The organism is Streptomyces flaveolus (genome assembly GCF_000716535.1).
GTDB classification, from domain to species: Bacteria; Actinomycetota; Actinomycetes; order Streptomycetales; family Streptomycetaceae; genus Streptomyces; species Streptomyces flaveolus_A.
The window spans coordinates 12,776-38,150 of sequence record NZ_JNWV01000019.1; the positions used below are offsets into that span (position 1 = coordinate 12,776).

Genomic DNA, 25,375 nt, shown 5'->3' on the forward strand with positions numbered 1-25,375 from the left:
GTCGCGTGGGGGACTGGGAGGTGCGAAGCCGGGCGGACAAGTCGGGGGTGAGTCCAGTGCCGGAGCTGCGCTATCCCAGCGTTCCCGAACTGGTCGCCGCCGCTCGGGCGTTGGCGGCTAAGGAACCCGGGCTGTGCGCGCTGCGTCAGGTGGGCGTCTCGCGCGCGGGGAGACCCTTGCACCTGCTGTCGGTGGGACACGCCCCCCGGGCGGTGCTCGTGGTGGCGGGCGCGCACGCCAACGAGCCGACGGGCGGTTCCACCCTGCGGGTGCTCGCCGAAAGGGTGCTGGCCGAACGCGAGTTGCGGACGGGCACCTCCTGGCACTTCCTGCTGTGCGCGGACCCGGACGGCGCGAGTCTGCATGTGACCCCGGCGCCGCGCAGCCTGCTCGACTACCACCTCGGCTTCTACCGGCCCACGGGCGCGGAGCAGCCGGAGTGGTCGCCGTCGGTGCTGCCGCCGGACCGGCTGCCGCCCGAGACCCGGACGCTGACCGGGGTCATAGACGAACTGCGCCCGTATCTCCAGGTGACCCTGCACGGCACCGATCTGGGCGGAAGCTGGGTGCAGTTGACCAAGGACGTGCCGGGCCTCGCCGAGCCGTTCGCCAAGTCGGCGGCCGAGCTGCACATCCCGGTGGAGACGGGGGCCTCGGACGCGGCGGGCTGGCCGGCCTCCGGACCCGGTGTGCACGTGATGCCCGGCCCGGAGACGGGCGTGGCCTACCCGAGCCTCCCGGACGACGCCCGGCACAGCACCTGGTACCACGCGCACCGGTACGGCGGTCTGACGGCCGTGGTGGAGGTGCCGATGTGGGCCAGCGACCTGGTCGACGACCCGGCGCCGCACCCGGCACCGGAGGCGGCCATGCGGCGCCTGGCCACGCGGCTGCTGCGGGACGCGCGGGAGGTCGAGCGGATCCTCGCCGAGGCGCTGCCCCGGCTGGAGGGCGTGGACGGGCCGCTGATGCGGGCCGCGCAATGGGCGCTGGAGCTGATCCCGGGGCTCGCGGAGGACTGGACCCACACGTCTCCGGCGGCCACGACGATGGCGTACGTCGGCAGTGTGGACGCGTTCGGACGACGGCTGCCGCTGCGGGCCGCGGCGATGCTGCTGCGGGTGCTGCGGGAGGCGGACGACAGGGCGGCGCCGCGCCTGGAACAGCTCGTCGCCGCCTGGTGCGACGCCTTCGCGGAACGGTTCCGGGCCCGCTGGGTGCCGTTGGAGCACCAGGTGGAGCACCAGTCCCGGACGGTACTGGTGGCCGCACAGCAGGCCCGCGACCAGGCGGCATGAGCCGACAGGCGAGGAGCCCTGACCGGACCGCGTGAGCCGACTGGCGGCCAGGAGCCCAGACCAGGCCGCGTAAGCCGACAGCGAGCAGAGTCCAGACCAGGCCGCGTGAGCCGACAGACGGGCCGGAACAGCCCCGAGCCGGCGCGCCGAGCAGGCTGGCCAATCCCGCGCGGAGCAGACCGCGTAACCCGGCGCGCGGACCGGACGGGGGCGCGAGCCGCGCACCGCCCACGCCACGCCCGCGCCGGCACCACCTCCGGCACGCCCACGCCGCCCCCGCACCCGCCCACGGCATCCCGGGCGCCGCCCGCACCACCTCCAGCACGCCCACGCCGCCCCCGCGCCCACCCAAGGCGCCCCGAGTACGGCCCGCACCACCTTCGGCACCGCCCACGCGCTCCCCGGCACCGGCTCACGCCACCGGGGCGTACCGGACCGCCCCGCCTGCCCGTAGGCCGCCCGTCAGCCGTCCAGGGCGAACACGGACCCCGTCCGTGCCCTCATGACGCAAACGCTGGTGTAGGTGTCCTGGAAGTCGACCGACCGGCCGTTCCACCGTCCGCGCGCGTGGGCCGTCACCGGGGCGAAGATCATCGGGCAGAAGACCTGCTTGGCGGGGATGCGGTCGATGGCACCGTCGGCGGCGGCCAGTTCCGCGCAGGCCTCCGCCGCGCGCGCGTGGCCCTGGGGCGGCTCGCACAGCAGCAGCGTGCCGCGGGTGTCGCTGGACCGGGCGTCGCCCTTGGTGACCGTCACATAGAGCCAGTTGCCCGGGAGGACGTCACGGGAGGCTGCCCGGGCCGGGCCCGCGGTGAGGAGGCCGGCGGCGGCCAGCAGGGCGCCGGCCGCCGCTGCCGCTCTGGTGATGTACGTCATGCCCCGTTGCATCGGCACGGCGGCCCGCCTTCCGCAGTGCGGCTCACCCGATCGGTACCGCACGCGCGCGTGTCTGCGCACCAGTTCGAACGGGGCGGGCCGGGCAGGGCTCAGGTCGCCGCGAGCCGGAACGCCATCCTGCCGAAGGCGACCTGGTCGCCCTCGCGGACGACGACCGCCCCGATCACCCGGCGGCCGTTGACCGTGGTGCCGTTGGTCGAGCCCAGGTCCCTGAGGACCCACAGGCCGCCCTGGTGACGGAGTTCGGCGTGCACGCGGGAGACGGTCTCGTGGTTCAGGCGCAGCCCGTTCGCGGGGTCGCGGCCGATGCGCAGCGGATGGGTGTGCGTGGGGTGCGGCAGCAGCAGCTTGGGCAGCCGCTCGGCCTGCCACGCCCGCCGCAGCCGTACGGTGAACCCGGAGACGGCCTCCACCGTGCCGAGGACCGCGCGGGAGAATCGGTTCTCCCGGGGCAGGTCGGCGACGAGGGCGGCGAGTTCGTCGGAGCGGCGCGCGGCGAGCGCGAGCTCCATGCGGCGCACGAACGTGTCGTGCGAGAGACGGCCCATGGCGACGCCGTCACGCAGCACCCGCAGCGCCTGGTCGCGCTCCGCGTCGGACAGGCGCGCGGGATAGGTGGAGAACTCGAAGGACGACGTCACGCTGGTGATTGTCGGGCAGTGAACCCCGGGTGTCCAGGAATCACGGAATCGGTGCCGGTCCGTGGGTACTTCCGCGACACCTGCCGGCAAAGGGCCGATTCGAGAGCGGATTGATCGTCCGGGGCGGCACGATGGAGACGCGGGACATCACGGTGAGCAGACGAAGGGGAACCGTCCGTGCAGTTCGAGGTGTGGGCACCGCAGGCAGACCGAGTGACGCTTCATTGTGAGGGCAGCACACGCGCGTTGGCGCGTGACCCCGCGCGCGCGGGGTGGTGGACGGGCGAGGCGGAGGCCGGGGACGGCGCGCGGTACGGATTCGCGCTGGACGACGGCCCCGTGCTGCCCGACCCGCGCTCGCGCCGCCAGCCGGACGGCCCGGACGGGTTGAGCGCGGTCGTGGACCACGCGCGGTACGAGTGGCGGTCGAGGTGGGCGGGGCGCGGGCTGCCGGGCGCGGTGCTGTACGAGCTGCACGTGGGCACGTACACCCGGGAGGGCACCCTGGACGCCGCCGCCGCCCGCCTGGACCACCTGGTGGAACTGGGTGTGACGCACGTGGAGTTGATGCCGCTGTGCCCCTTCCCCGGGCGGCACGGCTGGGGCTACGAGGGCGTGTCGCTGTGGGCCGTGCACGAGCCGTACGGCGGTCCCGAGGCCCTGAAGCGCTTCGTGGACCGGGCGCACGAACTCGGTCTGGGCGTCGTCCTGGACGTCGTGCACAACCACTTGGGGCCCACCGGGAACTATCTGCCCCGGTTCGGGCCGTACTTCACGGACACGCACACCACACCGTGGGGTTCGGCGGTGAACCTGGACGCGCCCGGCTCGGACGAGGTGCGCGCGTTCCTCGTCGGCAGCGCGCTGGCGTGGCTGCGGGACTACCGGATCGACGGGCTGCGGCTTGACGCGGTGCACACGCTGTACGACACGCGCGCGTGCCACTTCCTGGAGGAGCTGTCCGCGGCGGTCGACGACCTGGCCGAGGAAGTGGGCAGGCCGCTGTTCCTGATCGCCGAGTCGGACATGAACAACCCGCGCTTCATCACCCCGCGCGCGGAGAACGGCCTCGGACTGCACGCGCAGTGGAACGACGACTTCCACCACGCCCTGCACGCCACGCTGACCGGGGAGTCCCAGGGCTACTACGCCGACTTCGCGCGGGATTCCTTCGCCGCGCTCGCCAAGACGCTGACCGGCGGCTGGTTCCACGACGGCACGTACTCCAGCTTCCGGGGCCGCAGTCACGGCCGGCCGCTGGACCGCGCGCGCGTGGCCGGGCACCGGCTGCTCGGCTACAGCCAGACCCACGACCAGGTCGGCAACCGCGCCCAGGGCGACCGGCTCACCGCCCACCTCTCCCCCGGTCTGCTGGCCTGCGCGGCCGCACTGACCCTGACCGCCCCGTTCACGCCGATGCTGTTCATGGGCGAGGAGTGGGCGGCGGGCACGCCCTGGCAGTTCTTCACCGACCACACCGACCCCGAGCTGGCCGAGGCGGTGCGGCAGGGCAGGCGCCGGGAGTTCGCCGCGCACGGGTGGGCCGAGGAGGACGTACCGGACCCGCAGGACCCGGCGACCCGCGAGCGGTCCTGCCTGGACTGGTCGGAGCCGGAACGCGAGCCGCACGCGCGCGTGCTGGCCTGGTACCGGCAACTGATCGCGCTGCGCCATGCCCAGCCCGACCTCACCGACCCGGACCTCGCCGACACGAAGGTCGCGTACGACGAGGACGCCCGCTGGCTGGCCTTCCGGCGCGGTGACGTACGGGTGGCGGTGAACCTGGGCAAGGAGCCGGCCGCGATCCCGCTGGGCACCGGCCGGGTGGAGGTCCTCGCGGCCTGGGCCCCGGTCGAGGCGCCGGGTCCGGACGGACTGCTCCAGGTGCCCGGGGAGTCGTGCGTGGTGCTGACCCAGCCCTGAGAGGGGGTGCCGGCACAGCTCTGAGGGGGCCTGGGAAGCCCGCGGCCCACGGGCGGCTCCGTACCGCCCTGACGGCTCCTCGCGGCCCCGTCAGGGCTCCGGCTCGTCCTCCTGGAGGTCGGTCACCCGCTCCAGCAGGATCGACTCCCAGGCGCGCCGTAGCTGGGTCCGCAGCAGGGGCAGGGAGCCGGTCGTACGGCCTTCCAGGCGGTCGGTGAGACGGATGACGGTGTCGCAGCGGGCCAGCCACAGGCCGCGCAGACAGGGGCGGGCACCGTAGCCGGCGAGGGTGGCGGCGCGGACGGCCGGCGGGGAGCCGACCGCGACGGCGAGCCCGGCGATGTCCTCGGCGGGGTCGCCGAGGGTCGCCGCGGTCCAGTCCAGGATGCCGCGCACCCGTCCGTCGGCGCTGACGACCACGTGCGCGCCGGTCAGACCGTGGTGGGTGAGGACGGCGGAACCGGGCTGCGCGGCGAGCTGGGCCGCGCCGGGCGGGGTGAGCTGGTGCAGCCGGGCCGCGTCGAACTCGTCGGCGGCGGCGAGCCGTTCGGCCGCGTGCACGGCCATCCGGCGCAGCGCCTCCAGCGAGCGCGGGGCGGTGCGCGGCACGCCGAGCGCCTCGGCCTGCCGGGACGGCACCGTGCGCAGCCCGCTGAGCAGCCCCGCGAGGTCGGCCTCGCCGACGGCGGAGACGTCGTACTCGTCGGCCGTGCCGCCCGGCACCCGGGTGTCGAGGGTGTAGGCGAGGCCGGGCGCCCAGTCGCCGTGCGCGACGCTGGTCGGGACGGCGACGGGCACCTGCGGCCGGACCAGCTCGCGCAGGCGCAGTTCGCGGCGGCGGCGGACGGAGGCCTCGCGGTCGGGCGCGAGGCGCAGCACATGGCGGCTGCCGACCCACCAGGTGTGCTCGCGGTCCTCCGTCACGGGCCGCACATCGGGTCCCCCCGTGCCGTCGCCGCCCTCCTTGAGCAGCGAACGGACCAGTCTGCGGACGGTGTCCGCGGTGGGTGTCGGTGCCTGGGTCATGGATCGCACGTCGCCGTTCCGGGTGTCGTCGGGAGTGGGTCTCCTCGGGTCTCTCACTCCACTATGACCATCTCACGGGTGGTGTTGTTGAGGCGGCGGCCGCCGTCCTCGGTGACGGTGACGATGTCCTCGATGCGCACCCCGAAGCGGCCGGGCAGGTAGATGCCGGGCTCCACCGAGAAGCACATGCCGGGCACGAGCGGCTGCTCCTCGCCCTCGATCATGTACGGCGGCTCGTGCGTGGTGACGCCGATGCCGTGGCCGGTGCGGTGGATGAAGTACTCGCCGTACCCGGCGTCCGTGATCACCGCGCGGGCCGCGCGGTCGACGTCCTGGCAGGCCACTCCCGGGCGTACGGCCTGGAAGCCGGCCTCCTGGGCGGCGCGCACGACGTCGTGGACCTGGCGCTCCTCCTCGGTCGGCTCGCCGACGTGGACCGTGCGGGTGGTGTCGGAGCCGTAGCCGTCCTTCAGGCCGCCGAAGTCGAGGACGACCATGTCGCCGGGCCGGATGACGCGGTCGCCGACCTCGTGGTGCGGGTTGGCGCCGTTCGGGCCGGAGCCGACGATCGTGAAGTCGACCTGGGAGTGGCCGAAGCGGCGCAGCAGGCCGGCGAGGTCCTGGCCGACGTCGGACTCGCGGCGGCCGGCGAAGGAGACCTTCCGGATCTCCTCGAACGCCAGGTCGGCAGCCGCGCCCGCGGCCGCCAGCAGTTCCAGCTCGGCCGCGTCCTTCACGGCGCGCAGCATGGGCAGGGCGTCGGTGAGGGAGGCGTAGGAGGTGCCGGGGAGGGCCCGCTGGAGGCCCAGCAGGTGCATCGCCCAGGTGTTGTCGCTGATGCCGAACCGGCCGCGGTCGTCGACGAGGCCGGCGGTGACGGCGTAGGGGTCCTTGCCGTCGGTCCAGTCGCGCAGCGTCAGCGCGGCGGCCCCGGCCGCCTGCTCGGCGTCCGGGGCCTCCAGGGTGGGCACGACCAGCACGGGGTCCCGGCCGGGCGCGAGGACCAGCAGGGTCAGCCGCTCCGTGACCGCGGTGGGTGTGTAGCCGGTGAGCCACACCATGTCCGGTCCCGGCGCCACGAGCAGACCCGCGAGGCCGGCGTCGGCGGCGGAGCGCACGGCACGCTCCATCCGGGCCCCGTAGTCGGCGGCGGTGAAGGGCGCGGGCGTACTACCGGTCATCCGGGCCTCCGGGAGGGGCGGGGAAACGGGGCGGTGGCGTGGGCGTGGGCGTGGCCGACGGCGGGGGCGGCGTCCCGGGCAGCATCCTGCCCGCCCGCGCAGACCCGCGCGAGCCGGTCCCGTGGACCCACGTCCCACAGTTCGTCGAGAGGGCACTCGGCATGGGTCCATGATGACGCGGGGGACGGATGGTGACCAAGGGGTTTCCCGGCGTGACCGGGTGCGCGGCGGTCGCGGCCACGGACCGGGTCAGGTCACCACTCCCGGGGTCAGCGTCAACTGCTGGTAGCCGCCGCTGGGGTGGCGCACGGTGAGGAGCACCGCCTTGCCGGGGCGGGCCTGTCCGACGGCTCGGGCGAGGTCGGCGGCGGTGTCCACCCGGGCCTCGCCCCACTGCAGTACGACGTCCCCGCGGACCAGGCCCGCCGCGTAGCCGGGGCCGGGCACGTGCACGCCCACCACCAGGGCGCCCACCTTCTCCGCGTCGACGGCTTCCACACCCAGGGTCAGGCCGGGCGCGGCGGGGACGGGCGTCGGCGTGGCCGTGGGCGTGGCCCTGGCCGAGGGTGCGGGCGGCGGGGCCTGGCGTCGCAGCTCGGCGAGTCTGCTCATGCCGATCACCGTGGCGCCGACCGTGCCGAGGCCGACGCCGGAGAGCACCAGCACGGTGCCGGCGCACAGGCCGCACAACAGGGTCCGCAGCCGCCGCCCGCGCCGGGGCGCGGCGTGCGGGCGTCGGGCGGGGTCGGGGGTGTCGTCCTCCCGCCGGTCCTGACCGGGCATCGGCTTGGGACGCAACGCAGTCTGTTCCATGGTTCGCTCGCCTCCGGCTGGTGCTCTACCCGGGGCGGTGGGCCGCGACGAGACACGAAAGGGTGAGACTGCCCGGAGGGTGACGCAGGGTAGTCATAGCCGTCACGCCAACGCGTTCAGCGCACCCTTTCGGCCCGCCCTCTCAGCCCGTGTGGCCCTCGCCGTGGCCGCCGTGCGCCCCGCCGTGGTCGAACCTCAGGGCCTCGGGCGGCATGACGACGAAGGGCCGCATCATGCCCATGTCCTCGTGCTCCAGCAGATGGCAGTGGTACATGAACCGGCCGTACGCGCCGTCGAAGCGGCCCATGACCCGCAGCATCTGGCTGCCGGGCACCCGGAAGACGTCCTTGTAGCCCCGCTCGTTGGGCGCGAGCGGTATCTCACGGCCGGCGTCGTACCGGATCGGGGTGCGGGTTCCGCCCACCGCCGGGTCGAAGCCGGAGACGTCGTACGCGTCCCGGCCCAGCAGCTGGAAGTCGGCCAGGTGGATGTGCATGGGGTGCACGATGGGCGCGAGGTTGAGGAAGCTCCACTGCTCGTGGCTGCCCTCGCCGATCGTGAAGCCGAGCCCGTCGTTGAACGTCCGCGCGGTGCGCCGGTACGTCTTCGTGGTTGCGTCGGGTCCGGTGACCTGGACGATGCCCTCGGCCGGGAGCGTCAGGCCGCTCGGGTCCTCGACCTCGGTCATCTCCCAGATCTCCGGGTGCCCGCCGGCTCCCTTGGTGGCGGGCGGGGTGAGCAGGACGAGCCGGTGGCCGTGCGGGGTGTCGTGGGTGAGGCGGCGGAAGGAGCCGGAGAGCACCTCGGGCAGTTCGAAGGTGTCCTCCGCGCAGCTCTCCCGGACGCGGAACTCCAGCACGGCCGGACAGGGCACGTCCCCGGCCGGGTCGGGCACCCCCGCCGGCTGGTTGGGGCCCTTGTTCACCAGCCGCAGGGTCCGGCCCGCGAGTCCGCGGAAGTCCACCAGCAGGTCGAACCGCTCGGCCGGTGCGGCGGTCAGAGTCGGCAGCTCCGCGTCGAAGTCGACCGGCACCGGGCGCGGCAGCAGTCCGCCGTCGCTGCCGATCTGGTGGACGATCCCCGGCACCGGCTGGTCGTCCTCGTCGACGAGGACGAGTTCGAAGATGCGCGCGTTGGAGGCGTTGACCAGCCGGAACCGGTACCAGGCCGGGTCGACGTCGGCGTACGGCCAGATGCGGCCGTTGACCGTGGTGTAGGGGCCGGTGAAGGGTATGGAGACCGGTTTGCCCGTCTCCGGGTTGCGCTGCTGGACGATCACCGTCTTGTGCAGGAGCCGGCCGTTGAGGCGGCCGTCCTCGTCGGTATCGAGGTTGCGGTCGGCGACGATGAGCGGGATCTCCCGCTCGCCGGAGGGCAGGTGGAGGGCGTCCTCCTCGTCGTCCCGGACGAGGTAGGTGCCGTACAGGCCCGCCATCACGTTCCACCGGGTGATGTTCATGGCGTGGTCGTGGTACCACCACTGCACCGCCTGGTGGTCGTTCGGGTACTCGGACAGCTGGGCGTCGCCGTGGCCGACGGCGTTGTCCGCCCAGCCGTCGTTGCCGCCGCCGGTCTGTGCGCCGTGCAGGTGGGTCACCGACCAGGCGGGCAGGGCGGCGACGTCCTTGTTCGGCTCGACGCCCTCGCGGCCGGGCTCGGTGGTGGCCTGCGGGCGGCCGTCCGTGCGCAGCGGCACCTCCACCGAGGTGACCGGGTACTCGCTGTCCTTCGGGATCCGGTTGGTCCAGGCGATGCGGGCGCGCTGTCCCCGGCGCACCTCGATGGTCGGGCCCGGCACGTGTCCGTCGTAGCCCCACATCAGGGTCGGCGGCAGTTGCGGGTGCAGACGCACCCAGGTCGGGCGCAGGGCGATCTCGGTCTCGCGCAGGAAGTCGTCCGTGGCGGGCCGTAGCTCCGGCGGGACGGTCAACGGCGCGATGTACGGCGTCAGTTCCTGCGCCGTCGGTGCCGGCTCGCCCTCGGCCGGTCCGGTGAGCCTCTCGATGGTCTCGGTCAAGGTAGAACACCCCCGTGTGTTCTGACTCTGTTGTTCCCCTTACTTCACAAGACTCCCGAGGACTCACCGAAGTTCCCTGAATGCCCTATTCCGTACGCGGAGATTTCCTGGCGGTCAGCCGAACGACAGGGCGGGCGCGCGGTCGGGCAGGAAGCCGTGGGCGCGGCGGCCGAGCCATTCGGCCTTGTAACGGTCGACCTCCCGGTGCCAGTTGAGGATGCCGGCCAGCCAGTTCCGCAGGTCCTGCACATAGGCGTCCATGAGCGTGCGGGCCTCGGCCGACAGCTCGAAGTCGTCGTAGAGCACCGGCAGTTCGTGTGCGACCACGTGCTCGAACTGCTGCATGCGCTGGGTCATCAGGTCGTGGACGACGCCGAGCGCGGTCGGATAGTCCACGCCGAAGAAGTTCTGCACGACCAGGACGGAGTTGTGGATCTCGCCCTCGTACTCGATCTCCTTCTGGTACGAGAAGACGTCGTTGAGGAGACAGGCGTAGTCGATGGCGGCGTTCTCCAGGGAGCGCACCGGACCGCTGGCGTACACCCGGGCGGGGATCGCGGGGCCGTGGCCCATCCGGCACAGGCTCAGGGTGAGGTCCGAGCCGAAGGTGGAGCGCCGCATCTCCAGGTAGTCGACCGGGTCGGGGATGCGGTTCTGCATCTGGTTGGACAGTTCCCAGACCCAGCTCTCGGTCATCTTGTCCACGGCCGCCTTGAGGGTGCGCCGCTGGTCGGCGGTCATCTCGGCCGTGGTGCGCGCCCACAGGTCGATCAGCCCGCGTTCCATGGCGTCGGCGGGAACGATCGTCGGCGCGCCCTCCACCGCCATGCACTCCGAGAGGCGGGCCGTGGTCAGCCGGGCGGCGGCCAGGTCCCGGCGGTGGCCGTACACCAGGGGGTAGTAGTCGTCGCCGTAGGTGCCCCAGGCGAGCCACTGCGCGCTGAGGTCGAGGGCCTCCGGGGTGGCGTCCGGGTCCAGGCCGGCGGAGCACAGCGCGAGGTCGTAGGCGGCGAGCTTGTCCTCGTCCCAGACGCCTTCCTGGAGGACGCCCATCCGGTGACACCAGTCGACGAGGTTGCCCCGGGCCCGGTCCAGGTGCGGGCTGAGCTGGAGCTCGAAGGGCATGTAGAGGTCGGGAATGCGGGACGGGCCGACCTTCTGGTAGGGCACGTGGGAGTAGGCGCGCAGCCGCTCCTGCGCGGCGGAGGCGAGCAGGGCGCCGACGTCGGCGGCGGAGGTGCCGGGGCCGCTCCGCAACTGCCAGGGGGATTCGGACCGCGCGCCCTTGTTCATGTAGCGGCTGGAGCGCATGTGCCACTCGTGGCCGCCGGACTGCCAGTCCTGGAGCCCCTTGGTGTAGGCGGCGACCGCGGCGACCTCACCGGGTGTGAGGCCCTTCTCCAGGGCGACGGCGGGGACTTCGGTGAACGCGGTGTGCTCGAACTGGTGCAGCCGGGAGGTGAGGACGTCGTTGACGGTGTCGGCGGCCTCCTGGGTGGTGCAGCCGAAGAACTTCTCCAGGACCAGCACGCCGTTGCTGTTCTCGCCCTCGTCCTCGACCTCGCGCTGGTAGGAGAACAGGTCGTTGCGCAGGTGGACGGCGTCGGAGAAGGTCTCCATGAGGACGCGCAGCGGCCGGGTGCCGGCGACGGCGGCGGGCACCTCGGCGGTCGCGTACTCCACGAGCCCTGCCGACCAGGGGGCGCCGCCGACCTTGCGGCGCATCTCGATGTACTCGACGGGGTTGGCGACGCGCCCCTCGTTGATGTTGGACAGCTCCCACATCGACTCGTTGAGCAGGTGCTCGGTGGCGACGGAGAAGCGGCGGCGCCAGTCCACGGACATCGCCGGCACCGTCCGCGCCCACAGGTCCTTCAGTCCGGCCTCCACCGGGTTCTCCGGCTCCGGCACGGGGGTGGCGGGGTCGAGCGGCATGAACAGCGGCAGGCGGTCCAGGTGGGCCTTTCCGGCGACCCGGTCCTGGGTGCGCTTGTACATGTCCAGGAAGTGGTCGTCGAAGAAGAACACCCACACGTACCAGTCGGTGATGAGGGAGAGAGCGGGTCCGTCGCAGTCGGGATGGGTGTACGCGCACAGGAGGCCGTAGTCGTGCGCCTCCAGGTCCGCCTGTTCCCAGATCCCGGAGCCCTCCAGCATGCCCATGTCGCGTGCCCACTGGGTGGAGTGGGCCCGGGCCTCGTCCAGGTGCGGGTTGAGCCGCGCGGGATACGGCATGTAGAAGTGCGGGAGTTCGAACGGCTGCGTCATGGCCGGGCCCTACCCGCGGCTGTGAACGCCCATCCACCCGGCGGCACATGATCACACCATCGCGTGAACCGCTCGGGAAACCTGGAACTCCGGTGGGCGGTTGTGGCGTTGGTTCCCTTGCCGTGTCCGCGCGCGGGGGCCACGGTAGGCGCATGACCTCCTTCGCGCTGCCCCATGAGGTGCACGGTGACGGCACCCACAAGGTGTTCGCCGTGCACGGCTGGTTCGCCGACCGGTCCGCCTACGCGGCCGTCCTGCCGGACCTGGACCGCACCTCCTTCAGCTACGCGCTGGTGGACCTGCGGGGTTACGGCGAGGCCCGGGACGCCACGGGCTCGTACTCGACGGCCGAGGCGGCCGTGGACCTGGTGGAGCTGGCGGACCGGCTCGGCTGGGAGCGGTTCTCGGTGGTCGGGCACTCGATGGGGGGCGCGGTGGCGCAGCGGCTGCTCGCCGTCGCCCCGCACCGCCTGCGCCGGATCGCCGGCGTCTCGCCCGTGCCCGCCTCGGGCATGCCGCTCTCCGGCGAGCAGGCGGTCCTGTTCACGGACGCGGCGCAGCGGGCGGAGAACCGGCGCGCGATCATCGACTTCACCACCGGGGGCCGCCGGCCCGCCGCCTGGCTGGACCGGATGGTCGCCCGCTCGCTGGAGCGCAGCGACCCCAAGGCGTTCCGTGCCTGGCTCGACTCGTGGGCGGGCGAGGACTTCACCGCCGACGTCGTGGGCAGCGAGGTACCGGCGCTGGCCGTGGCCGGGGCGCTGGATCCGGCGCTGTCCCCGGAGGTCATGCGGCAGACCTGGCTGTCCTGGTATCCGCGCGCGGAGCTGACCGTGCTGCCGGGCGCCGGTCACTACGCGATGGACGAGACCCCGCTGGACCTGGTCCGCACCGTCGAGGACTTCCTGCGGGCCGACGACACGGACGGAGAGGGCGAGGGCGGGGCGGGCGGCGAAGCCGGATCGGGCGGGGCGGCGTGAGCGTGCGGCAGGCGCCGTCGGTCCCGGACGTCTTCGATCCGCGCCGGTACGCCGCCGGGGTGCCCTACGACGACTACCGCGTGCTGCGCGACCACCATCCGGTGGCCTGGCAGGAGGAACCGGAGGTGCTGGGCTGGCCTGCCGGGCCCGGGTTCTGGGCGGTGACCCGCCACGCGGACGTCGTACGCGTACTGAAGGACGCGGAGACGTACTCGTCGTATGCCGGAGCGAGCCAGATCCGTGACCCCGATCCGGAGGATCTGCCGTTCATCCGGCGGATGATGCTCAACCAGGACCCGCCGGGGCACGGGCGGCTGCGGCGGCTGGTGAGCCGCGCCTTCACGCCGGGGCGCGTGGACCGGTTCGCGGCGGTCGCCCGCGAGCGGGCGCGCACGCTGCTCGCGGGCGCCGTGGAGGCGGCGCGGGCGGGGGACGGCACGGTGGACCTGGTGTCCGCCGTCACCGACGAGTACGCCCTGCTGAATCTGGCGGATCTGCTGGGCGTCCCGGAGGGCGACAGGCGGCTGCTGCTGCACTGGACGCAGCGGGTGATCGGCTACCAGGACCCGGACGAGGCCGGTCCGCCGGTGCTGGACGGGGGCAGGCCGGTGAATCCGCGGTCGCCGGCGATGCTGGCCGACATGTTCGCCTACGCCGGGCAGTTGGCCGCGTACAAGAGGCGGTACCCCGCGGACGACATCATGACGACGCTCGCCCACGACGCCGAGCTCGCCGACGCCGAACTGGAGATGTTCTTCTTCCTGCTCACCGTGGCGGGCAACGACACCGTGCGCGGCGCGGCACCGGGCGGGCTGCTGGCGCTGGCGGAGCACCCGGAGGCGTACGAGCTGCTGCGCGCCGGGAAGGTGGCCGTGCCGACCGCCGTCGACGAGCTGCTGCGATGGCATCCGCCCGTGCTGACCTTTCGCCGGACGGCCGTGCGGGACACCGAACTGGCGGGCCGCGCTATCCGGGCGGGCGACAAGGTCGTGGTGTTCCACGCCTCGGCCAACCGCGACGAGCGCGTCTTCCCCGCTCCGGACCGGCTCGATCTCACCCGCTCCCCCAATCCGCACGTCTCCTTCGGGGACGGCCCGCACGTGTGCCTGGGCGCCCACTTCGCCCGGCTGCAACTGCGGCTTCTCCACGAGGAGATGCTCCGCGCCCTGCCCGGGCCGCCGCGTCCCGCCGGGCCGGCCGGGCGGCTGGTGTCGAACTTCATCAACGGCATCAAGTCACTGCCGTTGCACATCACCTGACGGGTCGGTCTGGATCAGGGCGTGCGTGCCGCTCGTCCGCCAGCTCCGCCCCTCGGCCGCCACCAGTCCGGCCTCGGTCGTGGCGGACAGGCCGGTGATCACATCGGACTTGAGGGTGCGCAGCGCGGCGACCGGGCCGGGGAAGTACGCGGTCGTCTCCCGGAAGGGCGTGGTGGGCGGCCAGAGCCGGTCGCCCACCAGGCGCCGGTAGTTGAGGTCGCCCTTGACGATGGTCAGCGTGGCCGCGGCGAACTCGGCGCGCAGGTCGTCCGGCATCGCGGCGTACGGCAGCGGGGCGCAGGAGAAGGGGTGGGCGCGGACGGTGAGCCGGCCGTCGGCCATGGCCGACCAGAGCAGGCTCCCGTACTCGGCGGCCGTCCCGTGGGCCGCGCGCAGCCGGTGCAGCGCGTCGACCACGTCGGCGGTGGTGGCGTCGGAGACGTAGTACGGGTACGGCTTGACGTGCAGCACCGCCCGCGCGGTCCGGCCCTCGGTGAGGAGATGGGCGATCAGCAGGAGATCGGGGACGAGTTCACGGCCCGCGTTGTCCGCGACGAGCACGAGCGTGCCGGTTCCGGCGGGCGGCAGCAGCGACCACAGGGCCTCGCTGTCGTCGGCGACCAGTGCGGGGGCCGGTTCCCGGGCCTGGGCGCCCACGGCGGAGAGCCGGAAGCCGAGGTCGGCGCGGTTGCCCCAGAGCGAGCCGTGCAGCAGGGCGCGCGCCCGCTCGTCCTCCGGCAGGTCCCGCAGGCCGTCCAGGGCGGCCAGTTCCTCGTCGGTCTCCGGGGCGTCGAGTTCAGCGCGTTTGAAGGGCCGGAAGGGGTCGATGCCCCGCCAGGCGCCCGGCCCGAACCAGCCGACGGCGTCCAGCAGCCGGCGGTAGAAGTAGCTCTCGGCCCACAGCCAGGGCACGTCGTACCAGGACCGGCCGGCGTACTCGGCGAGGCCCCATTCGTGCCACCGGTCCCGGTCCGGCGCGTCGGCGGGAAGCGGTTCGACGGTCCCCTCGGTGCAGCTCTTCAGCAGCTCGTCCAGCGCTGTGTGCTGCCCGGGGCCGTACGGGAAGGCGTCGCGTACCTGCCGGATGATCGCGGGGTGCCGTTCGGCCAGCACGCTGTGCGGGAACGAGCCGGGTTCGTTGCCGAGGATCACGGGTGCGAAGGGGATGTCGGGCATGTCCGTCACCGTATCGCGGGCGTCAGGCGGCGCGGATCTCCCGCTCCAGCTGCGTGGCGAGGGTGACGTAGCGGGGGCGGCGGTGCACCGGGACGAGTCCGCGGATCATGAGGTGCCACATCTCGGCGACTCTGCGCGGCAGCCGTCCGGTCGGTTCGAGCGAGCGGCCCGCGACCCGGGTGCCGATGAAGAAGCAGACGAGAGAGTGGGCGACGACGCCGACGTCGAGATCGCCGTGTACGTCGGCTTCCCGGACGGCTCCGGTGAACTTGCGGGTGGCGAAGTCGAGCCACTCGGTGAACGGGTGCCGCAGCGGGGGCCGTACGGCAATGTCCGCGGTGGCCAGGCGGAGTCCGGCGCGCGGCACGGGGTCCTCCACGGCGAGCCGGGCGATCCCGAAGGTGGTGCGCATCAGGGCCTCCAGCGAGGAGCCGCCACGGCTCTCGACGTCGGCCACGAGCTGCCGCGCGGCCTTGGCCTGGAGGTCCAGGATCGCGTGGGCCAGATCCTCCTTGGCGGCGAAGTGGAAGTAGAGGGCACCCTTGGTGACCTTCGCGTGTGCGACGATGTCGCTCAGGCTGGTGGACTCGTATCCGTGCCGGTCGATCAGGTCGGCGGCGGCCGTGATGATCGTCGCCCGGGTCTGTTCGGCACGTAACTGCCTTGGCATCCTGGACCCCCTCCTCGCGCTCAAAAACAGGACATGCGGTTTGTTTCTGACCCGTTGCATACGATAACTCACCGAGTGACAAAGGGAGTCCGGGGGACCTCGGGCGCGGCAGGACACGTGTCATCGCTCCGCTCGACGCCGGCCGGGTGCTCCGCACCCCTTCGACGGGCGAGACCTCATCGGTTCCCCCTTCGTCGCCGGCCGGTGTCCGGCAGCCTCGGGGCGACGGGCGCCGCCCCATGATCGCCACGATACGAGGCGGACGGCCGACTCCTCAATGGGGTGTGGAAGCAGGCGCAAAACAGCCGAACCGGTCGGTGCTTTCACGCCCCCCGCGCGCGGGTGCGCCGTACCGGCTGAACACGGCGGCCGGCGGGGCCGTACTGGAGGCCGCAGACCCCGTTCCCGCGCCCGCCGAGGAGACCCCGCATGACTCGGACGACTCGGATGACCGCCCGCCTGAGCGTCAGGACGGCCGCCGCGACGGCACCGCTCCTGCTCCTGCCGTGGGCGGCGGGGTCCGCCCAGGCGCACGGAGCCCCCACGGACCCGGTGAGCCGGGTCTACGCCTGCTCACCCGAGGGGGCCGCCGCCCGGACGCCTGCATGCCGGGCGGCGATCGCGGCGAACGGCGGTCCGTTCACCGCCTGGGACAACCTGCGGGTGGCGGGGGTGGCGGGCCGCGACCGGCAGGTGATTCCGGACGGCAGACTGTGCAGCGGGAACCTGCCGGCGTACCGGGGCCTGGACCTGGCCCGGCGGGACTGGCCGGCGACGCGGCTGACACCGGGCGGCCGCCTGACGCTGACCTACGCCTCGACCATCGCGCACGCGGGCACCTTCAAGCTGTACCTGACGAAGCAGGGGTACGACCCCGCGCGGCCGCTGACGTGGTCGGACCTGCCCGCGCGGCCCTTCGCCGAGGTCACGGACCCGCCGCTGCGCGACGGGGCGTACCACGTGGAGGCGACGCTGCCCGCGGACCGGACGGGACGTCAGGTGCTGTACACCATCTGGCAGAACAGCAGCACGCCGGACACGTACTACGCGTGCTCCGACGTGGTCTTCCCGGAGCGCGGGAAGGCCGCCGGGGCGGCGAGATCCACTCGGCCCGCACCGACGGCGAGTTCACCGTCCTCACCGGGTTCTTCGGCCACACCGGCTTCACCGGAGTCGAGTGCACCGGTGACGGGCTCGACCGATCGGCCCCGCGACGTCGGTGACCGGGCCGAGACCGCCGTGCGCGACGGGACTCCGGTCGCGCAGACCACGCACGGCGGCTCGGGACCCTCGGCGCCGCTGCTGGCGGGCGGCGCCGCCGCGGTGCTACTGCTCACCGGGGGCGCCGCCCTCGCTCTGCGGCTGCGGCGTCCGCGACGACGCTGAAGCCGACGATCCGGTCCGTCAGTTGACGTAGACCCGGGCTCCCGCGTCGGTGACGGGCGCGTACTTCGCCGTGAAGTAGCCGTTGGCGAAGCACAGCGACGAGCCGGACGTCTTGGTGAACTGCTGGTTGGTGAAGGTGATGCTGCTGTCGGCGTTGTCGGCCTTACCGGTCAGGCTGGGCGCCTGGTACACGCAGGTCACGGTGCCCAGCAGGGTGCGCAGCTGCACGGTGGCCTGGATGACGGAACCGCTCGCGGGCGAGACGGTGAGGGTGCCGTCCGAGGTGATCGTCGCCGAGTAGGGCAGGTTGTTGATGGTGATGCCGTTGACGCCGAGGACACCGGTGACGTTGCTGGTGCAGGTGCTGCTGTCGAAGGTGTGCGCGGTGACGGACTCGGTGGCCGTTCCGGGCGCGGTCGGGTTGCCGGTGACCCTGGCCGTGAACTGCGAGCCGGTGCACTTGATCCCGCTGGTGCCGGTCGCGCTGGAGTAGAAGGTGGCGGAGGTGCCGGAGGCCAGCGGCGCGGTGAGGGTGTCACCGACGGCGACCGCGGTGCCGCCCGTGCTGCCGGTAGTGAGGACCGTGCCGGCCGCGGAGGCCGGGGTGGCCCACGTGAGGGCGAGCGCCGTGGCGGTGCCGGCGAGAGCGAGGAGGGAGCGCGTACGCATGGGGGTGCCTCTCTTCCGAAGTGGGGGGACAGATGAGGTGAGGTGGGGGGTGGTGGTCGTACGGGCGATGCCGCCGGCGCGGGGCCGTCACGCCTTCTCCGTACGCGGCGGACCCGCGACGGCGGCACACCGGACACCGGCCGAAGGCCTCGGGGGAAGACCTCCGGCCGAGCCGGGTACAAGGGGCGGCCGGCACGGAGGGAGAACAGAGGGAAGCGACCGTGCCGCAGCCGTGCTGCGAGGTGGAGCGGTTGCCGTGACAGGGCCGGGAACGCGGCCGGTGCCGCATGAGGGACGCGGCTGGTGCCACGCCTACGCGGCCGGTGCCGCTCGCTGGATCCGGCGCCACGGATCCGTGGAAACAGGGGAAGTTGTAGACCTGATTTACCGTCAGGGTCAAGTGGTCGAAGGGCAGTTGAGGCAGGCCGGTTGCGGTCCGCGCACATCCGACACCCTTTTTTCACATCTCCCTTGACCCCTGAATGTAACCGGCGGTAACTTCCTCGAAGGCTACTGCCGCGTAACGAGAAAGCCCTTGCGCCCGCCGGGAGTTGCGAGGAGGCGTGCGCGGCATCCGCTGTCCGCGCCAGGACACCGCGCCACTGAAGCCCAACCCGCATAGATCCCGCATAGATCCGCGCCCATGGGAGCAGACATGGCCTCGTCCCCGGACGTCCCGTCCACCGGCAACACCCCCGACAGCCCGGGAAGCGACAGCCCGGTGAACGACACCCTGTCCCAAGCCCCGAACGCCGCGGGGACCACCGCCGGTGGCACCGGACGCGGTCGTGTCCGGGCCCGCCGGGCCGCCGTGATGGCGGTACCCGCCACCCTGGTCGCCGCCGGCCTCGCGGTCCTCACCGCGCAGGGAGCGCTGGGTGTGCAGTTCTCCATCTCCGGCATGCCGTTCACGGTCACCGCCACGGAACTCGACGGCACCGGGTTCGAGCAGTTCGGCGGGCTCGACAACATGGCGGAGGGCAGCCCCAACGCCGGGGACACCGGCGGCCAGGTGCTCGTCGTCACCTCCGCGATCAAGCACGCCACGCTCACCAAGCTGTGCCAGAGCGTCGACCTCGGCGGCACCAACCTGCTGATCACCGCGGGCAGCGGAGCCGAGAAGGTCAGCGCGACCGACCTGACCACCGACTCCACCGAGCTGTCGGGTGACGCGGCGTTCAACAACATCGAGATCGGCAACGACGCCAGCACGCTGACCAAGGCGGGCGTGAAGGGTCCGATCGGCGTGTTCAGCCAGCAGGCCGACACCGTGCGGATCGCCCATCTGCGGCAGACCAACTACGCGACCACCGCCGGAGTGTTCAAGCTTCCTGGCCTCAAGCTGCGCTTCAGCGACTCGGGTTGCTGATCGCCGTGCCGGACCGTCCACATCGGGGACCGAGGCTCGCCTTCCGCGGATGGCGGACCCGCCGGCCGTTCTGGGGCGGGCTGCTGCTCGCCCTCGGTGGCGCGGAGATCCTGCTCACCGAGAAGGCCTCACTGAAGGTCGTGCTGCACATCGGCATGCAGGGCCTGGCCGGCTACCTGCTGCCGACCCTCATGGTGCTGCTGGGCCTGCTGATCCTCTTCAACCCCTCCCAGCGGCTCTTCTACTCCATCACCGGCATCCTGCTCTCCCTGGGCAGCTGGCTCACCTCGAACCTGGGCGGCTTCTTCATCGGCCTGCTCCTCGGCGCCACCGGCAGCTGCCTCACCTTCGGCTGGCTCCCGGACCAGGAACCGCGCGTCAGCCGCCGCAAACGCCGCAAGCAGGAGCGAGCCGAGGCCCACGCCCTGACGTCGGAGGGGGCGGGCACGGTCTGAGGCGGGGGCGCGGGTGATGGTGCGGGCCGGTGCGGGCTTGGCGCGGGCTCGGTGTGTGCCGGGCCGTCCGTTGTGCCGGGCCGTCCGTTGCGCCGGACCGTCCGTTGCGCCGGACCGTCCGTTGCGCCGGACCGTCCGTTGCGTCGGGGTGGCAGCGCCAGGTGTCGGTGGCGGAGTAGCCGAGTGACGGTGGCACGCCGGGCAGCCTCGGTGGCGGCGGCCGCACCCTGCCGGCCCTCGGTGGCGGGTAGTCGAGCCGCGGCCGTGCTCCCTGACTCAGGCCTCCCGGCCGGCCCTGCCGTTGCCCAAGCGGCGAGGTGCCGAACCCCCGCTTGGTTCGCTGGAGCGGAGTAGGCCGGAGCGGGCCGGACCGCGTCGGACCGGGTCGGAACGGGCAGCACCGGGCCGGAGCGGGCAGGTCCGGGCCGGATCACGAGCCAGGGGTCCCCCGAACAGGTGACTTGGGAACTTCTTTGCGCTTGCCGGGAGTTCATCGGGCAGTCGGACGGCGACGGAGAGCCGTCCGGGTAGGCGATGAACGAAGGAGCTACGGCATGGTGTTCAAGAGGCTGCTGGGCGCGATCGGGGTCGGCGGCCCCTCCGTGGACACGGTGCTGGACGGCGGCGCGGCGCTGCCCGGCGGCACCCTGGCGGGACGGGTGCTGCTGCGCGGCGGTGCGGCGGCCGTGGAGGTCGAGCACATCGGCCTGGAGCTGATCGCCCGTGTGGAGGCGGAGCACGCGGAGGGAGAGAGCGAGGGCACGGTCGCCTTCGAGCGGTTCATCGTCGGCGGCGGTTTCCGGCTCGGGGAAGAGGAGGAGCGCGAGCTGCCGTTCAGTGTCCCGCTCCCCTGGGAGACCCCGGTGACCGAGCTGCACGGGCAGCCGCTCGGCATCGTGCTGGGCGTGCGCACCGAGGTCGCGGTGGCCGGGGCCCGGGACAAGGGCGACCTGGACCCGCTCACCGTCCGCCCCCTGCCCGTGCAGGAGGCCGTGCTGGAGGCCCTCGGCGCACTGGGCTTCGGCTTCCGCTCGGCCGACCTGGAGTACGGCCGCATCGGCGGTACGGGCCAGCAGTTGCCGTTCTACCAGGAGATCGAGCTGACCCCGGCGCCCCAGTACGCGCCCGCGGTGAACGAGATCGAGCTGACTTTCCTCGCCTCCCCCATGGGCGTCGAGGTGGTCCTGGAGGCGGACAAGCGCGGCGGACTGTGGTCAGCGGGGCACGACGCCCTGACCCGTTTCACCGTGCGCCACGAGGACGCGCCGACCCTCGACTGGCAGAGAGAGGTGGACGGCTGGATCCGCCAGGTGACCGAGCACCGCGACGCCTACGGCAGCCATGCGGCGTACGGCCACGGCGGCGGATACCAGCCCGGTCACCACTCCCCCGACACCCACCACTCCGGCCCGGGGCTGGGCACGGCCGTGGCCGCGGGCGCGGCGGGCCTCGCCGTGGGCGTCGTGGGCGGCATGGTGGCCGCGGAAGTCGTGGACGAGATCGGGGACTTCTTCGAGGGAGAGGAGGACGAAGGCGACGAAGGCTAGGAGAGGAGCAGGAGGAGGCGGGCCGCTCAGCCGGCGGAGCCCCGCGTTCCGTCCTCCTCCTTCATCGCCTTGGCCTCGCTCTTGAGGATGCGCATGGACTTGCCCAGCGCACGGGCGGTGTCGGGGAGCTTCCGGGACCCGAACAGCAGGAGGAACACGACCGCGACGATCAGCAGGTGCCAGGGCTCAAGTCCGTTGCGGAGCATGACCGCCTCCTTCTTTGTCTCGCTTGTCTCACCTTGCGGCAATGCTTGCCAGGTTGCGCAACTGTACAACCCGGCCCGGGGGCGGGAAGCACGCGCCCGCCCTGGGGCGGACGGTGGCACCGGGCCGGGCTACGGCACACGCCGGCTCGTGGCCGTGCCTTCGCCGTCCTGAGGGCCAGGACGTACGGGGCCAGGACGTACAGGGCCAGGGCGTACAGGGCAAGGACGTACAGGGCAGGGACTGCGGCGAGTGGAAGACGGCCGGCGACGGACAGCGCGGTCATGCCGAGTACGACGCCCCGCGGGCCTGCCGGCAGCCGGGCAAGGGCGAGGGCGACGGCGGTTCCGGGCCCGGGATCAGAGGCCGGGGAGCCGGCGGGCCGGGACGGTGGCGGGTGCCTCCCGCTCGGCGAGCCGGCCGACGAGGAGGCGTACGACGTCGACCACGGCGGCCTGGTCGGCGGTGTCGACGAAGTAGACCTGGCGGCGGCCCTCGCGGCGGGAGCGGACGAGTCCGGCGAGTTTGAGCTTGGTCAGGTGCTGGCTGACGGCGGGCAGGGCGCCGCCGACCCGCTCGGCGAGGCCGCTCACGTCGCTCTCGCCCTGGGTCAGCGCCCACACGATGTGCAGCCGGGCGGGCGCGGCGAGCAGTCCGAAGGCGGCGGCCGCCTCGGCGAGCACCTCGGCGGAGGGGTCCTGGTGGCCGGTGCCGGGCGCTGTCGCCACTGTCGCCTTCCTCCGCTGGGTTCGCCTGTGGGTCCGTCGCTGTGTTCCGGCCGTGTCCGCCGTGTCCGCGGACTCAGTGTAGGTCTCCGGAACTTCCCGGCCGCCCCATTAGTTTCTACGTTGCTGTAGAAGTTACCGTCAGGCTGCCGGAGCACCCGGCGGCCGATATGAGGAGTGCGCATGGCCCTGTGGGACCGCATCAAGGACTCGGCGTCGCAGATGCAGACGCAGTTGGTGGCGAAGAAGAACGACCTGAAGAGCGGCGCGTTCCGCGACGCGAGCATGGCGATGTGCGCGCTGGTGGCCGCCGCCGACGGGACGGTGGATCCGTCGGAGCGGCAGCGGGTGGCTCAGCTCATCGCCTCCAACGAGGTGTTGCAGAACTTCCCGGCGGACGACCTCCGCCGGCGCTTCGAGGAGAACTTGAACAAGCTGACGACGGACTTCGCCTTCGGCAAGGTGAGTGTGCTGCAGGAGATCGCCAAGGCGAAGAAGAAGCCGGCCGAGGCGCGGGCCGTCATCCAGATCGGCATCGTCATCGGTGGCGCGGACGGCGACTTCGACAAGGACGAGCAGGCCGTGGTGCGTGAGGCGTGCTACGCGCTGGACCTGCCGCCGCACGAGTTCGACCTCTGAGCGTTCTGTAGTGCGCGTGGATGAGGACACGTGCGACGACCTCGGACGTGCCCTCGTCCACGCCCGCGCTGAACGGCGCTCACCGCTCCCGCGCTCGCCACTCCCGCCCTCGCCGGTCCCACGCTCGCCCTTTTCGCTCACAAGTCCGCGAGGCGGGGCAGCAGTTCCGTCGCCGTCTCGATGTCCGCGGTCAGTGGGCGGTCCTCCAGGCCGGTGGGGAGCACGGCGGCAGCCAGAGTGAGGGCGGGGAGGGCCGGCGGTTCCGGGTGGAGACGCAGGGCCCTGACGGCGGACACCAGCTCGCAGGCGAGGACGGTGGCGTAGGCGGCGCGGGCCCGTTCCGTCTGGCGGGCCGCCTGCCCGGCGAAGCCGGCGGCCTCCTCCAGGCCGTGGGAGAGGACGGCGTGCCCGGCGGAGGCCGGCGCGGCGGCGCTGGAACGCAGCTCGGCGAGCGCCGAGTTGGCGGTGTACTCGAGGATCATCATGCCGGAGCTGCCGGCCGGCCCGGTGGCGAGAAAGGCGGGCAGGCCGGTGAGGTCGGGGCGGCTCAGCGCGGACAGGCGTGCGGCGGAGAGCTGCGCGGTCTTCAGCAGGGCGAGGTTGAGGCCGTCCAGCGTCAGCGCGAGGGGGGCGGCGAAGAAGCCGCCGTGGTGGTAGAGATGGCCGTCGGGGGTCAGGACGGGATTCTCCGACGGGCAGTTGATCTCGGTCTCGACGATCCGGCGCAGCGCGGCCGAGGCGTCGAGGGCGGCACCGTGCACCTGCGGGAACGCACGGAATCCGTACGGGTCCTGGATCCGGCGGTCCGCCGCGGGGAGCCCGTCCCCCGCGTCCGCCGCCGGGTCGTCGGGCATGCCGAGCAGACGCCGTACCTCGGCGGCGGCACGAGCCGGGCCGGGGTAGGGCCGCAGGGCGTGCACCGGGGCGGCGTACGCCTCCGGCGAGCCCGACACGGCGGCGAGGGACAGTGCCGCGACCACGTGCGTGGCCCGCAGCAGCAGCTCGGTCTCGTGCCCGGCGAGGGCGGCCTGTGCCAGGGCGAGGGCGTTGCTGCTGAGCAGCGCGAGGGCGTCGCCGGCTCGCAGGGTGACCGGAGCGGGCAACTCCCGGCCGGTCCGGTCCCCGTCCCCGACGCCCTGGGGACGGGCCTCGCCGACGTGCACGGCGTCGACCGTCCCGGTCGGACCCACCGCTGCCAGGACCGTATGCTCCGCACCGACGCCCACACCACCGAGGCCCCCGGCACCGAAAGTCGACCGCTCCCCACCGAGCACACCCCCGCCCGGCACCTCCCCCAGCCCCGCACCCGGCCCAGCCGCCGCCCGTTCCCCGACGCCCACACCCGCAGCCACCGAGCCGGCACCCGGCCCAGCCACCACCCCAAGGCTCGGCCCGACGCAGGCCCGGTCCCCTTGCCCGGCACCGACGCCCACACCACCGAGGACCCCGGCACCGGAAGTCGACCGCTCCCCACCGAGCACACCCCCGCCCGATACCTCCCCCAGCCCGCCACCCGGCCCGGCCGCCGCCCGCTCCCCAGTGCCCACACCCGCGGCCACCGAGCCGGCACCCGGCCCGGCCGCCACCCCGAGGCCCGGTCCGACGCCGGTCCGGTCCGCCCTCGGTACGGTTCCGCCCGCGCGAGGTGAGGTCGGTGAGTCGTCCGGTGTCAGCCAAGGGCGTTCGCCGAGGAGGGTCAGGCCTGTCTGGGCGAGGGCCGTCAGGTCGCCGGTGCCCACGCCGCCGTACACGTTGACCGCCGGGTGCACGCCGAGGCGGAGGGCGTCGGTGAGGGCGGTGACGAAGGACGGGTGGATGCCGGAGCCGCCGGCGAGGAGCTGGTTGGCGCGGATCGCGAGCATCGCGCGAACCGTGCGGGCCGGCAGCAGCGGACCGGCCCCGCCCGCGTGGCTGCGCAGCAGACGCAGGCCGTGGGCGGTCTCCTCGGCCGGGTCGACGGCGACCGAGCGGTGCGCGCCGACGCCGGTGCCACGGCCGTACCAGCGGCCCGTGGCGGCGAGCCGGTCGGCCGTCTGCCTCGCGCGGCGGACCCGGTCCAGGGCGCCGGGGTCGACGGCGGGTTCGGCCGTGCCGTCCGCGAGCCGGATCAGGGCGGGGAGGGTGAGGCCGCCGCCGTCGAGCGGGACGCGGGTGTCCCCTGGCTGCGGGGGCACCCGCGTCGGCACGTCCACGGTCGTTCCTGACAGTTCCTGGTCGTTCTGGTCACTCTGG

At 73.2% G+C, this 25,375-nt stretch carries 22 protein-coding genes; 9 read left to right on the forward strand and 13 right to left on the reverse strand.

All coding sequences use genetic code 11. The features are described 5' to 3' along the window. Nucleotides 1-47: 47 nt before the first annotated feature. Nucleotides 48-1,298, forward strand: a complete 1,251-nt coding sequence (locus OO52_RS20830; RefSeq protein WP_030644949.1) for a M14 family zinc carboxypeptidase — start codon at nt 48-50, stop codon at nt 1,296-1,298. Between the two features lie 462 nt (nt 1,299-1,760). Here the strand turns inward: OO52_RS20830 and OO52_RS20835 are convergent, their stop codons facing one another. Then, the gene (locus OO52_RS20835; RefSeq protein WP_030936847.1) at nt 1,761-2,174 is read right to left on the reverse strand and encodes an SSI family serine proteinase inhibitor; all 414 of its coding nucleotides are present in this window, start codon (nt 2,172-2,174) and stop codon (nt 1,761-1,763) included. A 110-nt stretch (nt 2,175-2,284) separates the two neighbouring features. After that, nucleotides 2,285-2,836, reverse strand: a complete 552-nt coding sequence (locus tag OO52_RS20840) for a DUF1707 and FHA domain-containing protein (RefSeq protein WP_030644953.1) — start codon at nt 2,834-2,836, stop codon at nt 2,285-2,287. Between the two features lie 177 nt (nt 2,837-3,013). Here OO52_RS20840 and treZ point away from each other — a divergent pair, with 177 nt between their 5' ends. After that, entirely contained in the window at nt 3,014-4,759 is a 1,746-nt protein-coding gene (gene treZ / locus OO52_RS20845) for a malto-oligosyltrehalose trehalohydrolase (RefSeq protein WP_030644955.1), read from the forward strand. A 90-nt stretch (nt 4,760-4,849) separates the two neighbouring features. Here treZ and OO52_RS20850 read toward each other — a convergent pair whose 3' ends face one another. From OO52_RS20850 to cyc2, 5 genes are all read right to left on the reverse strand, one after another. Beyond that, nucleotides 4,850-5,785: a phosphotransferase family protein gene (locus OO52_RS20850; protein WP_030644957.1), complete on the reverse strand. Its 936-nt coding sequence runs from the start codon at nt 5,783-5,785 to the stop codon at nt 4,850-4,852. Between the two features lie 53 nt (nt 5,786-5,838). Then, the gene (locus OO52_RS20855) at nt 5,839-6,966 is read right to left on the reverse strand and encodes an aminopeptidase P family protein (protein WP_030644958.1); all 1,128 of its coding nucleotides are present in this window, start codon (nt 6,964-6,966) and stop codon (nt 5,839-5,841) included. Between the two features lie 249 nt (nt 6,967-7,215). Continuing rightward, nucleotides 7,216-7,779, reverse strand: coding sequence for a PDZ domain-containing protein (locus OO52_RS20860; protein WP_030644960.1), 564 nt, complete (start codon nt 7,777-7,779; stop codon nt 7,216-7,218). A gap of 142 nt (nt 7,780-7,921) precedes the next feature. Next, a complete protein-coding gene (gene phsA / locus OO52_RS20865) occupies nt 7,922-9,796 on the reverse strand; it encodes an O-aminophenol oxidase PhsA (protein WP_030644963.1) in 1,875 nt (624 codons plus the stop codon). A gap of 114 nt (nt 9,797-9,910) precedes the next feature. Further along, nucleotides 9,911-12,064: a germacradienol/geosmin synthase Cyc2 gene (gene cyc2 / locus OO52_RS20870; RefSeq protein ID WP_030644965.1), complete on the reverse strand. Its 2,154-nt coding sequence runs from the start codon at nt 12,062-12,064 to the stop codon at nt 9,911-9,913. A gap of 152 nt (nt 12,065-12,216) precedes the next feature. On the opposite strand from cyc2, the gene OO52_RS20875 reads away from it, so the two are divergent. Both OO52_RS20875 and OO52_RS20880 read left to right on the forward strand, forming a co-directional pair. Further along, nucleotides 12,217-13,044, forward strand: a complete 828-nt coding sequence (locus OO52_RS20875) for an alpha/beta fold hydrolase (protein WP_030644966.1) — start codon at nt 12,217-12,219, stop codon at nt 13,042-13,044. Beyond that, complete coding sequence (locus tag OO52_RS20880) at nt 13,041-14,303, forward strand: cytochrome P450 (RefSeq protein WP_030644969.1); 1,263 nt, start codon at nt 13,041-13,043, stop codon at nt 14,301-14,303. Before OO52_RS20875 ends, OO52_RS20880 begins: the two co-directional genes overlap by 4 nt. Here the strand turns inward: OO52_RS20880 and OO52_RS20885 are convergent. Continuing rightward, on the reverse strand, nt 14,280-15,479 hold the full coding sequence (locus OO52_RS20885; RefSeq protein ID WP_030644971.1) for a damage-control phosphatase ARMT1 family protein: 1,200 nt from the start codon (nt 15,477-15,479) through the stop codon (nt 14,280-14,282). The two genes, OO52_RS20880 and OO52_RS20885, sit on opposite strands and share 24 nt — an antisense overlap. 22 nt (nt 15,480-15,501) lie before the next feature. Beyond that, nucleotides 15,502-16,149 (reverse strand): ScbR family autoregulator-binding transcription factor, encoded by a 648-nt coding sequence (locus tag OO52_RS20890; protein WP_030644972.1) that lies wholly within the window; start codon nt 16,147-16,149, stop codon nt 15,502-15,504. 429 nt (nt 16,150-16,578) lie between these two features. Here OO52_RS20890 and OO52_RS20895 point away from each other — a divergent pair, with 429 nt between their 5' ends. Then, a complete protein-coding gene (locus OO52_RS20895) occupies nt 16,579-17,535 on the forward strand; it encodes a lytic polysaccharide monooxygenase auxiliary activity family 9 protein (RefSeq protein WP_030644974.1) in 957 nt (318 codons plus the stop codon). Between the two features lie 18 nt (nt 17,536-17,553). On the opposite strand, the gene OO52_RS20900 is transcribed toward OO52_RS20895, so the two are convergent. Next, complete coding sequence (locus tag OO52_RS20900; RefSeq protein ID WP_030644976.1) at nt 17,554-18,204, reverse strand: hypothetical protein; 651 nt, start codon at nt 18,202-18,204, stop codon at nt 17,554-17,556. 655 nt (nt 18,205-18,859) lie between these two features. Here OO52_RS20900 and OO52_RS20905 point away from each other — a divergent pair. From OO52_RS20905 to OO52_RS20915, 3 genes are all read left to right on the forward strand, one after another. After that, nucleotides 18,860-19,573 (forward strand): DUF6230 family protein, encoded by a 714-nt coding sequence (locus OO52_RS20905; protein WP_030644978.1) that lies wholly within the window; start codon nt 18,860-18,862, stop codon nt 19,571-19,573. 5 nt (nt 19,574-19,578) lie between these two features. Continuing rightward, nucleotides 19,579-20,028, forward strand: coding sequence for a DUF6114 domain-containing protein (locus tag OO52_RS20910; protein WP_234317093.1), 450 nt, complete (start codon nt 19,579-19,581; stop codon nt 20,026-20,028). A 554-nt stretch (nt 20,029-20,582) separates the two neighbouring features. Then, a complete protein-coding gene (locus tag OO52_RS20915) occupies nt 20,583-21,575 on the forward strand; it encodes a sporulation protein (RefSeq protein WP_030644983.1) in 993 nt (330 codons plus the stop codon). Between the two features lie 26 nt (nt 21,576-21,601). On the opposite strand, the gene tatA is transcribed toward OO52_RS20915, so the two are convergent. Both tatA and OO52_RS20925 read right to left on the reverse strand, forming a co-directional pair. Further along, complete coding sequence (tatA, locus tag OO52_RS20920) at nt 21,602-21,781, reverse strand: Sec-independent protein translocase subunit TatA (RefSeq protein WP_030644985.1); 180 nt, start codon at nt 21,779-21,781, stop codon at nt 21,602-21,604. Between the two features lie 357 nt (nt 21,782-22,138). Then, nucleotides 22,139-22,507 (reverse strand): ArsR/SmtB family transcription factor, encoded by a 369-nt coding sequence (locus tag OO52_RS20925; RefSeq protein WP_030644986.1) that lies wholly within the window; start codon nt 22,505-22,507, stop codon nt 22,139-22,141. Nucleotides 22,508-22,687: 180 nt separating this feature from the next. On the opposite strand from OO52_RS20925, the gene OO52_RS20930 reads away from it, so the two are divergent. Next, a complete protein-coding gene (locus OO52_RS20930) occupies nt 22,688-23,143 on the forward strand; it encodes a tellurite resistance TerB family protein (protein WP_030644988.1) in 456 nt (151 codons plus the stop codon). Between the two features lie 137 nt (nt 23,144-23,280). On the opposite strand, the gene OO52_RS47580 is transcribed toward OO52_RS20930, so the two are convergent. After that, nucleotides 23,281-25,335 (reverse strand): aromatic amino acid lyase, encoded by a 2,055-nt coding sequence (locus OO52_RS47580; RefSeq protein ID WP_037629113.1) that lies wholly within the window; start codon nt 25,333-25,335, stop codon nt 23,281-23,283. Nucleotides 25,336-25,375: the final 40 nt, after the last annotated feature.